This is a genomic window from Aminobacter sp. MSH1 (genome assembly GCF_003071665.1).
Taxonomy (GTDB): Bacteria; Pseudomonadota; Alphaproteobacteria; order Rhizobiales; family Rhizobiaceae; genus Aminobacter; species Aminobacter niigataensis.
This window is the reverse complement of record NZ_CP026265.1, coordinates 3,520,038-3,532,084: the sequence shown is the minus strand read 5'-3', so window position 1 is coordinate 3,532,084 and position 12,047 is coordinate 3,520,038. Positions and strand designations below refer to the sequence as shown.

Genomic DNA, 12,047 nt, shown 5'->3' with positions numbered 1-12,047 from the left:
ATGATAGACCGGCGCGACTTCATACTTGCTCTCGGCGCTACAGGACTGGTTACCGCCTGCCAGAGCGGGCCGCCGAAACCGTCCACAGTCACCGTCAATGTGAGCGGTCAAGCCGGAATGAACCCCGGGCCTGACGGCGGCGACAGGCCGGTAACCGTTCTCGTCATGCGATTGAAGAGCACGGGCAAATTCAACTCGGCCGACTACTTCGCCTTGCAGGGCGACGCAGGTTCCGCTCTTGCCGGCGATTTGCTCGGCTCGGACACGCTCTCGGTCGGCCCCGGCCAAGGCGCATCGAAGACGATCACCGTCGAGCCGGAAGCAACCGCGCTCGGCTTCGTCGCCCTGGTCCGCGAACCGACGGGCCGCACCTGGCGAACGACGAAGTCGGTCTCGCCGGGTTCAACGCTGACGATCGCCGTGACCCTCGGCAGCGGAGGCATTTCGGCCTGACCGGCCCAGAACGGAGTTCGCGATGCAGAGAGTTGCCGCATGACAGATACAAACAGGGTGCTCTGGTCCGAAGGGCTGTTCCTTCGGACCCAGCACTTCCAGCAACAGGACCGGTTCTTCGAAGCGACAGTGCGCGGTTCCCTGCAGGCCGGGCAATTGCATACGTTCGGCTTTCGCGCCTTGACGCTCGACCCCGCCTTGCTGGAGGCCGGACAGGTGGCAGTCCTGTCGGCCCGCGGCATCTTTCCCGATGGAACGCCCTTCGCCATCCCCGAAACCATGGATGCGCCGAAGCCGCTGGCCATCACTGCCGACATCGGCGGCGGCCCGGTGCTGATTGCCGTACCCCTGGAGCCGCCGGGCGGCGTCGGCTTCGACCCTGCCCATGCCGAGACCAGCGGTGCGCGTTATCGCGGCCGCATCGTCACCGTTCGTGACGCTGTACATGGTGGATCGGACCCCGAGGAGATCGAGATCGCACGGCCGCAAGCGCTGCTTCTCGCCCCCGGCAAGTCGATTGGCGGCTACACTGCGCTGCCTATCACCGAGATAGCCGGGGTTCGCGCCGATGGCGGCGTTGCCGTCGATGCCAGTTTCCTGCCGCCGACATTGGCGACCGGTGCCGTGCCCTGGTACGCGCAACTGCTGCAGGAGGTGATCACCGGCCTCGACCAGATCGCCGAGGCACACGCCAAGATGGTGCTCGGCGGCCCCGGACGCAGCGTCGAAGACCTGCTGATGCTCAATCTCGCCAACGCGGCGCGCCCGCGCCTGGCGCACATGCTGGCGCAGGACATCTTCCATCCGGCCGATCTTTATCTCGAGCTTGCCGGCCTCGCCGGGTCGATGGCGACCTACGGATCGAACTCGCGCCGCTTGGCCGAACTGCCGATCTACGATCACATGGCCCCGGGGCCGGCCTATTCGGCGCTCGCCGACACGTTGCGTTCGCTGATCCTCAGCCTCCGCTATGTCGAACCCAAGTCGCGGGCGCTGCCAGTCATGCGGCACTCGACCAATGTCTGGAAGGTGCGCATCGACAATCCGAAGCTTCTGGTGGCGAGCCGCATCGTCATCCGCGTCGGCTCCGAACTCTCCGAAGACGCCTTGCGCAAGATCTTCGTCAACCAGGCGACCGTCGGTGCCGCAGGCGAATTCGAAGGCCTGTGGAAGTCGCGCCTGCCCGGCATTCCGCTCAAGCCGCTGCACTCGCAGCCGCGCGAGATCCCCTATGACGGCGACCGCCTTTGCCTTGAGCTTGATCAGAGAAGCGAGCATTGGGCCTCCCTCCTCGACGCACCCGGATTCGTCATTGGCGTTTCGGGCGTGCTGCCGAGCGAGCCGCAGGTCGACTGCTATTCGGTGAACAGGTGATGCGATGAGCCAGGACGATCCTTTCGGCTTGTCGGAGGATCGTGAGCGTACCCGGATACGCATGGTCGGTACGCCGATGCCACGCGCGCCGATGCCTTTTAACGCAGCGCCGCTGCTGCGGGCCCGCGCCCACCCCAACAAGCTGGTCAATGCGTTTTCGGCCCTGCTGGAATTCGCGCCCGAACTAGAAAACGCCCTGCCGCCGGAAAACCCAGAAGTTTTGCGCACGCGGCTTCTGGAAGAGCTGGTCCGTGCACGAGACACCGCCGTTGCCAGCGGATCGTCGCTCGAACGGGCCGACCAGGCTGCCTGGTCTGTCGCTGCCTTGCTCGACGACCTGGCCCTGAACACACCTTGGGGTGGCGCCAGCATCTGGCCGCGCCAGCCGCTCGTCGTCATGTTACGCGGCGATGTCGATGCCGGCGCGCAGTTCTTCTCGCGCCTGGAGGAGCTCGAGCGGCATCCCAACCGCGACCAGGAAATGCTGGAGCTGCAGTATTACTGCATGGCACTCGGCTTCCGGGGTAAATATCGCGTGCCCGGACGCGCCGGCGACCGCTCGCTGAACGCCGTGCGCGTCGCCGCTGCCCGTTTTCTCCGCAACGCCGATGCCGAGGATGCCTCGCTGTCGCCCAACTGGCGCGGCGTCGTCGCATCCGACGAGCCGCCGCGCTTCACTGTTCCACTGTGGGTGATGGCGGTCATCGCAGCCGTGCTGGCTACGGCCATCTATGTCGGTCTATCGATGTCATTGAGCAACCAGGCGACGCAACTGACAACGCTGGTTCGCGCCCTACCGCCGGCCGATCGCGCCGAGCTGTTGCGCACCGCGCCGCAAGCCGAGGCCCCTCCGGTCGAGACCGTCGACTTCGCGCTGTTGCCGGAATTTGCCGCCGCCGCACCGGAAGGGCTGCGCCCGGTACTGAAGGGGGCCGAAAGCGTGTCGCTGGCCCGCCTCGTCATCCAGGCCAGCAATCCGGAACTGTTCCAGTCGTCGCGTGCGGAACTGACCGACGGATTCCAGCCGCTCATCGTATCGATCGCCAAGGTCATCCTCGAAAACCAGGAGCTGATCGGCAACATCACCGTGGTCGGCCACACCGACGGCATTCCGCTGCAGCGTACCAACCCGTTGTCGACCAACCAGCGCCTGTCGGAGGCCCGCGCTGCGACGATCGCCGACATCCTCGTCCAGAACGGCGTGCCGCGCGAGCGCGTGCGCTCGGAAGGCCGCGCCGCCACCGACCCGGTCGCCGACGACGGCACCCGCGAAGGGCGCGCGCTCAATCGCCGTGTCGAAGTGCTGGTCGAAAAGAGGCTGTGACAGATGTTCATCCTGCGCTTCCTCTGGGCAGTACTGACATCGCGGTGGCTCTGGACCTTGATCGGCCTGACGCTGCTGTCGCTGATCATCTGGGTTTTCGGCCCGATCGTGGCGGTCGGCCAGAGCACGCCCTTTGCGTCCGAGACCGTGCGCATGGCGATGATCGCCGGCCTGGTCATCCTCTGGCTCATCTGGCTGATCCTGGCCCAGCGCAGGGCCATCCGCGCCAACCGGGTGTTTGTCGCCGAGATCGCCGCCCCGGCGATCGAAAAGCCGCTCACCCCGGGCGAGCAAAGCGTTGCGGCGGTCGGCGCCAAGTTCCAGGGGCTGATGGACGAGTTGAAGCGCCGCAAGCTCGGCGGGCGCAAGTTCCTGCGCGAGATGCCGTGGTACGTCATCGTCGGGCCGCCTGCGACCGGCAAGACGACGGCGCTGCGCCAGTCTGGCCTTAACTTCCCGATCGACCTGACCGACGACATCCAGGGCGTCGGCGGCACCCGCAACTGCGACTGGTTCTTCTCCGAACACGCTGTGCTCATCGATACCGCCGGCCGCTACGTCCAGCAGGAAAGCCAGCCCGACGTTGATGCCGCCGAATGGCTGGGCTTCCTCGACCTGTTGAAACGACATCGTGGGAGGCGGGCGCTCAACGGCGTCATCGTCGCGCTTTCGATCGATGCGCTTTCCGAGGGCGACGAAGCCATCAAGGCGCATGGCCGCAAGATCCGCCGCCGCCTCGCCGAACTCAACGAACGCCTGGAAATCCGCTTGCCGGTCTATCTGATGTTGACCAAGGCGGACCTGATCAAGGGCTTCGAGCCGTTCTTCGGCGGTCTCTCCACCTCCGCCCGCGAACAGGTCTGGGGCGCGACATTCGCACCTGATGCGCGCGTGGACGGCAAGATGGTGGCCAGCGAGATCTCGCTTCTGGCGACCGAACTCGAGAAGCGGCTGGTCCCGCGCCTCGAAGATGAAGACGCCCTCGCCGCCCGGGCCGAGATCTTCCGCTTCCCGGCGCAGGTCGAAAGCCTGTCCGAGCCCGTCCGGCTGCTGGTCGAACATATCTTCGGCGAGAGCCGCTACGAAGACAGCGCCTGGCTGCGCGGCGTCTATCTGACGTCGGCGACGCAGGAAGGCGCGCCGATCGACCGGCTGACCGCTGCACTGTCCTCGTCGTTCGGCTTGCCGCCACGGCGGGCGATGGCCTCGCCGCGGGTTGAAAAGCGCAGCTTCTTCCTCAAGAACCTGCTCACCGAAGTCGTCTTCAAGGAAGCCGGCCTCGGCATGTTCGATCCGGTGGCGCAACGTCGCCGCACCTGGATCTGGCGCGCGGCGGCCGCTGCGTCAGGAGCAGCCGTGCTCTTGGCAGGCGCGCTCTTCGGCCTGTCCTACTACGACAACCGCAACGCCATCGCGGCACAGGCGGGTCAGCTCGAGGCTTTGCAGGCGCCGCTCGCACCCTTGGCTGCCAGGCCGGCGCCCGTTGACGCGCCAGACATCGACATCGCGCTCGCCGCGGTCACGGAAGTGGCGAATGCCCGTACAGCACCGCCGAGCGGTGTGCGCGATCTGCTCGGGCCGACGGCATCGCCTGAGCTGCTGCGGGCGCAGGCCGACACATACAACCACGCCCTGCGCAACATCCTCGAACCGCGCATGGTGGCATTGCTCGAAACGACGATGTGGCGGCAGGTCCGCGATCCCGAATTCATGCTGGGTGCGCTCAAGACCTACCGCATGATGACCGGGCTGTCGCAGATGGACCCCGACTTTGTGCAAGCCTGGTGGGTGAACGACCTCCCCGAATTCGCGCCTGTGGCGCCCTTCCCGACACCGGATGCCGAAGAGCACCAGCTCGCCGCCATCCGCCGCATGACGGTCGATGCGAGCTACGTCGCGCCCGATCCGGCGCTGGTCGCGGAAGCGCTTAAGAGCGTCTGCACAATCTCCCTGCCGGCGCGCGCCTACAAGCAACTGCTGGCCGACCCCGCAGTCTCCGAACTGAAAGAGTGGATTCCGGCAAATTTCGCCGGCCCGAACGGCTCCAAGGCATTTGCCCGGCGTTCGGACAAGACGATGCGTATCGGCATTTCGGGTGCATTCACCTATGCCGGCTTCCACGACGTCATCCTCGACCGGCTGGAAGAGGTCGCCGCCCAGGCGGCGCTCGATCGTGCTGTCTTTGCCGGCGGCTGCGCGGAGAATTCCGAAACCTCAGTGTCGGCACTGTCGGAGGACATCCTCAAGCTCTACTACGAGGATTTCATCGCCCAGTGGGACAGCCTGCTGCGCGATATCCGTCTGGCGCCCCTCACCGACCTCAACGTTGCCAGCGAAAACCTCAAGGATCTCTCCAGCGCCGATTCAGCGCTGAAGCGCCTCGTCACGGCGGTGGTCCACGAAACCGACCTCGTGCGATCGGACGAGGAGTCTGCGGGCGACAACAAGGCCGCGGCCAAGGGCGCCAACAAGCTGCTCAGCAAGCTCGGCAAGGTCGGCAAGCTCGCCAAGGCAGGTGCCAAGCTATTGCCGCGTGCCGGCTCGGCTGCCGAAGTCGACATGACCGGCACGCTCGTCGCCGAGCATTTCAAGCCGCTCAAGGGCGCCGTCGCCGAGGTGGACGGCCAGCCGCCTATGCTCGATGCGGCCGTCGTCGCGCTTACCGCGCTTTCCAACGTGCTGCAGACAGTCACCGCCAATCCCGACCCGCAGGATGCCATCAAGAAACAGGGCGGCCTCGCCGAACTGACGGGTGCCGTCGCGCGCCAGGCGCAGATCCTGCCCGATCCCATCGACGACTGGCTCGGCGGCATCGCCGGCGACACCAGCGGCCTGACGGAGAAGGCGGTCACCTCCGAGCTCAACGCCATCTGGCGTGCCGACATCCTGCCGTTCTGCCAGGCGGCGCTGACCGACCGCTACCCCTTCAGCCCGCAAAGCGCCGTCGACGTCAACGTCCGCGACTTCGCCCGCCTGTTCGGTCCCGGCGGGCTGATCGACGCCTTCACCAATGATCATCTGATCAGCTATGTCGACACCGCCAAGCAGCCCTGGACCTGGCGGGCCGATTTCGGCCTCGACGCCTCTGCGCTCGCCGCCTTCGAACAGGCGCGGCGCATCCGCGATGACCTGTTCCCCGGTGGCACGGGACCGCTGATGAGCTTCACGCTCGAGCCCAAGGATCTGTCGCCCACCGTCACCCGGGTGACGCTCAACCTCGATGGCCAGAGCCTTGTCTACTTCAACAACGCCACCCGCCCGCAGCCCATGACCTGGCCGGGCAAGGATGGCACCGGAACGATTTCGCTTGCCTTCCAGCCGATCGACGGCTCGCCCGAGGTCATCGTCAACGAAACCGGCAGCTGGGCCTGGCTCAGGCTGCTCACCAAGGGCCGCTTCACCGGCACCGCCCTCTCCGATGTCTACAACCTGCGCCTGGGCGCCAAGAACTTCTACGCCGACTTCGAGCTCAAGGCGGCAAGCGTGGAGAACCCCTACAACCTCCAGATGTTCAAGAGGTTCACGTGCCCGTCGAACATCTAGGCACCGGCTTCTACGGCAAGATCCCGGCGACCGGCGACTTTGTCGGCCGGGGCCTTCCGGTCGACTTCGTGCGCGCATGGGACCGCTGGGTCGCAAGCCATCTGGCGCCACTGCAATCGTCAGGTCTCTGGCCCGACGAAGTTGCCCTCCGCTTCCTGCTCGGCAGCAATGCCAACGGTCCGATGGCCGGCATCGTCGTGCCAAGTGGCGACCGCGCCGGCCGCAGCTTTCCGCTGACTGTCGCCGCCCCGCCATCTGCCACCCTGACCGGCTTGGCCATCTCTGCGTCGGACTGGTTCGACGATGTCGAAGCTGTGGCCGAGGCAGCGCGCCATGGCGCAGTCGGTGCCGACGAGTTTGCCCGCGAACTCGCCGGGCTGCCCTTCCCGCCGGCCGAACCCGACGGCGAAGTCGTTCTCGGCATGCTGCTCTGGACGAGAATTTGCGTGCCGATGGAGGTCGACCCGGCAGAGCCGCGCGCGGTATTGGACCGGCTGCTCGCCGCCAGTTGGGAGACCAACTGATGCAGATCTGGAACCAGACCGGCTTCGTGCACGAATTCACCATGGGCATGGACAAGGACGCCCGCGAATACATCGTCGTGGTGGTCAAGGGCACGTTCGATTTTCCGGACACCCCGGGGGGGGCGGTGCGCAAGTCGGCCGAGCAGGTGCCGCTTGTCATGGCCGACATCCTCACCGGCGCACCCGGCTATTCGGCCACGCTGTGGGAAACCGACTTCGCCTTCCGCAAGCCGCGCTGCGATGTGATCGCCAATGGCTGCGCCTACGCGCCCGGCGGCCGCCCGGCCGAACGCGTTCCGGTGGGCATCAAGCTCGGCGCCTGGCAAAAGCTCTTCGAGGTGGTCGGCACCCGCGAATGGCGCGCGCGCGGGCCGCTGTTCATGGCAACCGCACCGCAGCCATTTCTCCGCCAGCACTTTTCCTATGACACCGCCTGGGGCGGTACCGACCGCCTCGACCCCGAGGACAAGCTGCCTGCGAGCTACACGCACAATCCCGTAGGCACCGGCTGGGCTCGCACCCGCAACCAGAATCTGATCCCCGGCCTCAGGCTGCCGAACACGCAGGCCATCGGCGAAGACATAGCTTCGCCCTTCGGCGAATACAAGCCGATGAGCTTCGGCCCGATGGGACGCGGCTGGCCGGGCCGCATCGAATATGGCGGCACTTACGACGACAACTGGGCAAAGAACATCTTCCCGTTCCTGCCACCGGATTTCGACGAACGCTACTTCCAGATGGCTCCCCCCGACCAGCAGGTCGATGCGCCGAAAGGCGGCGAGGAGGTGGTGCTCGTCAACCTGACGCCCGAGGGCAAGACCTGGTTCACTCTTCCACAGACTGCCCTGCCGATGACGATCTTCCGCGACGGCGACAAGGTGCTTGAACGCGCGATCTTGCCCGACACATTGCTGTTCGATCCCGAGAACCGGCGCCTGTCGATGGTGTGGCGGGCAGATGTGCGGATACTGAAGATCATCACGGAGTTCGAGGAGGCCTGGATAGGCCCGCCAACCGAAACGATGCTCAGGGCCCGGAAGCAGGGCAAGGAGTATGTTCGAGACGTGGCGACGCAGAAGGAATTCATGGACGACGAACAGGATGCCGCATGACAGCCGAGCTCGCCATTCTCGCCTGCGGAATGGTCACGGCCGTCGGTCTCGATGCCCCTTCCGCCTGCGCTGCGATGCGGGCACGTCTTGACGGATTCCAGGAGACGCGCTTCCAATCCGGACCCGACGAGCCTGTGGTCGGCGCTCCGGTTCCCATCACCCACGAAATGCTGGGCGAAAGGCGCATGGCCTATATGGCGGCGGCAGCGATACGCGAATGCCTGGATGCCCTGCCTGAGGCACGCGCTGCGGCAACACATCTGATCCTTTGCGTCGCCGAAGCGGACCGCCCAGGCAGCCCCGTAGGAGACAATGCGCGGCTCGTGCAGCGAATTGGCGCCCTGCTGGCTAGGCCAGCCAACGGCCCCACGCGCGTCATCAGTGAGGGAAGGCCCTCGGGGCACGCAGCATTGCGAACCGCGGCCCGGTTGCTGGCGAATGGAGAGGCCGAGTACGTCGTCATTGCAGGCGTGGACAGCTACCTCACCTCTGGGACGATCACGCATTTCCTGGGAGAGAACCGTCTGCTGACGCCGGACAACGCCAATGGCTTCATCCCCGGAGAGGCAGCGGCAGCCATCCTCTGTGGCGCGGCGAAGCGTGGCGCCTTTCAGCTCGCCGGGCTCGGCCTCAGCCGCGAACCGGCCTTCATCTACAATGGCCTCGACGAAGAGGGCGCGCACCTTCCCTTGCGCGGCGACGGCATGACTGCGGCATATCGAGATGCACTCGCCGAATGCGGGATAGAGATGGCTGGGCTCGGCTACAGGATCGCCGACCTGATCGGAGAGCAGTACTGGTTCAAGCAATCGGCACTCGCCTCGATCCGGCTGGTTCGCGGCGCACATGGCTTCCAGGACATCTGGTCCCCGGCCGAGTCGCTCGGCAATGTCGGAGCGGCCGTCGTGCCGGTCATGATCGCTATGGCAATGACGGCCGCCGCCAAGGGATATTCGGGCGGCACCCCGGTGCTGGTCGAGGCCTCAAGCGACAGCGGCGCCTGTGGCGCAGCGGTCTTCTCGGCGCGTGTGCAGTGATGGCGAACGTTTACGCCAACGGGTTGGAGATTTCCGGCAAGGGCAGCGACGGAAAGACCATAGCTGCGTTCCCCGACACCTGCTTCACCCCTCCCCAGACGCCGGCGACGCCGCCGGGCGTACCCATCCCCTACCCCAGCTTCGGCATGTCGGGCGATACCGACGAGGGCACTGGCACGGTCAAGATCGCCGGCAAGACCGTCAACATCAAAAACAAGTCCTACCTGTCGAAGACGACCGGCACTGAGGCCGGTTGTGCCCCGAAAAAGAACATCATCACATCGAAAAACACCGGAAAGGAGTATTTCCATTCCTGGTCGAGCGACGTGAAGTTCGACGGCGAGCCGGTCATCCGCTTCACCGACATGGCGACCAACGATCACGCCTCGCCACAGGCGGGAACACCGCCTTGGGTTCACGTGCTCAAGATGAATGTCGGCGGGATAACCTGCGGCAAGCTTCTCAAGAAGATGAACCTGCGACTGCATCCTCACAACAAGAAGAAGTGCCCGAAGGGCTATCAGTCGGAGCACTATGTCGGAAATGAATATTTCCAGGCCGACCGCGCGAGCAATACATCCTATGATCAGTGGAAGGAATACAGCGTCCACAGGGCGCCCTGCGTCTGCATCCGCTCGATGAAGCACAAGAAGGGTGGCGGGTTCCAGGAAACCGGCAAGGGCAGCCGAAAAGACACCCCGCACGACACCAAGACCAAGGCTGTCAACGACTACAACGAAAAGCGCATGGCTCAGACGGGCAGATCACCCAAGCTGCGCGGCGCCGTCGCCAAGGGCACCAAGTCGATCGCCGAGCAACACAAGGAGTGCAGGGACGCAAGTCCTGCCACGCAAGATAAGGTCGCCAAGTGCCTGTCGATGGTCTTCATGGCCTATATGCAGAGTGTCGTCGGCCCACCGCCTCCTGAGAAGACCATGGAGGAACTGAATGAAATGCGGACCATGCGGCATAGGACGGTCAAATGACGGGGCAAAAGGACATCGAACAGATCCCGCCTGATCAAATCTACCTTGAGGCGATGCGGGCGTTCCACGTCGGCGGCACACAGTTTGGAGTGTCTGTCGAGTTGAGCGACGAGTACAGGGAGCGTGGACGCTCTTACCTGCTGCTGGTCGATTTCAATGGCAGCCAGGCGCGGTTCGACATCGTGCTGCAGCTGGAAAACCAGATGCTGTCGCATATCAGCACCTCGCCACGGGATCATGTTCTGCTGGAGGTGGGCGGCCTCACCCACTTCCTGCGCGGCACGGCGCACACCACCGCGCGGGCGCCGGAACCGTTCTTCCACAAATTGTTCCTGCCGCCGGGCGGACCTTTGTTCACCTATGGCGAGGACGGTTGCGTCTGTCGGTTCGAGGCAGGCGAGTGGCATCCGATCAAGCCTCTGGTGTCAGCGTTCCTGAGGACGATGCACGGGCCATCCGCCTCGCAGCTTCACGTCGCGGGTGACCACGGCACGCTATTGCGCTTGGTGGGCGACAGCTGGCGCCAGATCCCGCTCGATTTCAATCGTTCCATTCAGGCCATCCATGTGTCCGGCGACGGCACGGTCAGCATCGGCTGCGAAGACGGCTTTTGCTTCGAGTACCGCGACAGCGAATTGAAGCAGATAAAGGCTCCCGACAGCGACTTCATGTCGATCTGCGACTTCCAGGGCGCTCGCTACTGGGGCGACAACGATTTCGGGCTTTTCGTTCAGGACGACCGAAAGTTGAAGAAGTTCCGGGCTCTAGGGTTTGCCTATGCGATGCAACCGTCGGACGAACTGCTCGTCGTCACCGGATGGAAGGAGGTCTTTGTTTTTGACGGCAGCACCTGGTCGGGGTTCGAATTCGGCTACGATGGCCATCTCTATATCCAGGCGATCGACATGACCAAACGCTATCTCTGACGTACTGCCCCGTTCGCCGCGAGGTATTCCCTGACCTTTTCCAGTTCCAGTTCTCCCACGCGGATCGGTCGTTTCGTGTCGAGCATCCTGACGACGAACAGTTCCCCCGCCTCAGGATATTCCGCGTAACGTTCCTGCGCTATTTCGCGCCCGACCTCCCCAGCCACTCGCAACCCGTCGAGATGCGCTTCCAGGCGTTCGACAAGCCGCGCCAGGCGAACCTCGTCCATGTCGGGATTTTCGTCCGGATGCAGCAGGTGATGATCGTAGACGGTCCACAGGAACGCCGCCATTTCGGCGTGCTGTCTTACGATCTCTCGCAGCACCGGCGCTGGCATCAGTTCAGATTGACCGAGCCGCCGCGGATGCGGTTGGCGGCGCTGGCGTGGCTGGTGACATAGGTGCCACGAATGGTGATGTGGCCATCCTTCTCCATGATGATCGTGGCCTTGCCGCAGCGCAGTTCCAGGCGTTCCTCGGCGACGATCCTGACCAGTTCGCCGTCGCGGATGACCTGCGGCGCCTGTGCCTTGCGGGCCGGGTCGACGATGCGCCCGACGATGAGCGGCCGGCCGACATTCCCGTCCTCGAACAAAAGCGCCACTTCGGCACCGATCATGTCCGAACTCATAGCGGTCAGGCTGCGCGCCCGCACCGCCGTTTCCTTGGCATTGCCCGGGAACACGACGAGCGGCGCCTCCCCGTCGAAGCCGAGGAACATGCCGATCACAACCCCGTCGATGCGCTTCGCGATCCTTGTCATCCAAC

General features: G+C 64.7%; 11 protein-coding genes. 9 read left to right on the top strand and 2 right to left on the bottom strand.

The window, feature by feature from the left end; genetic code table 11:
- Genes tssJ through CO731_RS17455 form a run of 9 tightly spaced genes read left to right on the top strand, consistent with a single transcriptional unit; the run spans position 1 to position 11,279 of the window.
- Positions 1-453: a type VI secretion system lipoprotein TssJ gene (tssJ, locus tag CO731_RS17495; RefSeq protein ID WP_108608118.1), complete on the top strand. Its 453-nt coding sequence runs from the start codon at positions 1-3 to the stop codon at positions 451-453.
- A 39-nt stretch (positions 454-492) separates the two neighbouring features.
- Positions 493-1,827 carry a type VI secretion system baseplate subunit TssK gene (tssK, locus tag CO731_RS17490; RefSeq protein WP_108608117.1) on the top strand — a complete coding sequence of 445 codons (1,335 nt, stop codon included), beginning with the start codon at positions 493-495 and terminating at the stop codon, positions 1,825-1,827.
- A 4-nt stretch (positions 1,828-1,831) separates the two neighbouring features.
- Positions 1,832-3,151 carry a type IVB secretion system protein IcmH/DotU gene (icmH, locus tag CO731_RS17485; RefSeq protein WP_108608116.1) on the top strand — a complete coding sequence of 440 codons (1,320 nt, stop codon included), beginning with the start codon at positions 1,832-1,834 and terminating at the stop codon, positions 3,149-3,151.
- A gap of 3 nt (positions 3,152-3,154) precedes the next feature.
- Positions 3,155-6,694: a type VI secretion system membrane subunit TssM gene (gene tssM / locus CO731_RS17480; RefSeq protein WP_108608115.1), complete on the top strand. Its 3,540-nt coding sequence runs from the start codon at positions 3,155-3,157 to the stop codon at positions 6,692-6,694.
- Complete coding sequence (tagF, locus tag CO731_RS17475; RefSeq protein WP_108608114.1) at positions 6,676-7,218, top strand: type VI secretion system-associated protein TagF; 543 nt, start codon at positions 6,676-6,678, stop codon at positions 7,216-7,218. The genes tssM and tagF overlap by 19 nt, the downstream gene beginning before the upstream one ends.
- Positions 7,218-8,330, top strand: a complete 1,113-nt coding sequence (locus tag CO731_RS17470; protein WP_108608113.1) for a DUF2169 domain-containing protein — start codon at positions 7,218-7,220, stop codon at positions 8,328-8,330. Before tagF ends, CO731_RS17470 begins: the two co-directional genes overlap by 1 nt.
- Positions 8,327-9,367 (top strand): beta-ketoacyl synthase N-terminal-like domain-containing protein, encoded by a 1,041-nt coding sequence (locus CO731_RS17465; protein WP_108608112.1) that lies wholly within the window; start codon positions 8,327-8,329, stop codon positions 9,365-9,367. The genes CO731_RS17470 and CO731_RS17465 overlap by 4 nt, the downstream gene beginning before the upstream one ends.
- The gene (locus CO731_RS17460) at positions 9,367-10,353 is read left to right on the top strand and encodes a DUF4150 domain-containing protein (RefSeq protein WP_108608111.1); all 987 of its coding nucleotides are present in this window, start codon (positions 9,367-9,369) and stop codon (positions 10,351-10,353) included. Before CO731_RS17465 ends, CO731_RS17460 begins: the two co-directional genes overlap by 1 nt.
- Positions 10,350-11,279 carry a hypothetical protein gene (locus tag CO731_RS17455; RefSeq protein WP_108608110.1) on the top strand — a complete coding sequence of 310 codons (930 nt, stop codon included), beginning with the start codon at positions 10,350-10,352 and terminating at the stop codon, positions 11,277-11,279. Before CO731_RS17460 ends, CO731_RS17455 begins: the two co-directional genes overlap by 4 nt.
- Here CO731_RS17455 and CO731_RS17450 read toward each other — a convergent pair.
- Positions 11,270-11,617, bottom strand: coding sequence for a hypothetical protein (locus CO731_RS17450; protein ID WP_108608109.1), 348 nt, complete (start codon positions 11,615-11,617; stop codon positions 11,270-11,272). The genes CO731_RS17455 and CO731_RS17450 overlap by 10 nt on opposite strands.
- On the bottom strand, positions 11,617-12,042 hold the full coding sequence (locus CO731_RS17445) for a DUF6484 domain-containing protein (protein ID WP_108608108.1): 426 nt from the start codon (positions 12,040-12,042) through the stop codon (positions 11,617-11,619). Before CO731_RS17445 ends, CO731_RS17450 begins: the two co-directional genes overlap by 1 nt.
- Positions 12,043-12,047: the final 5 nt, after the last annotated feature.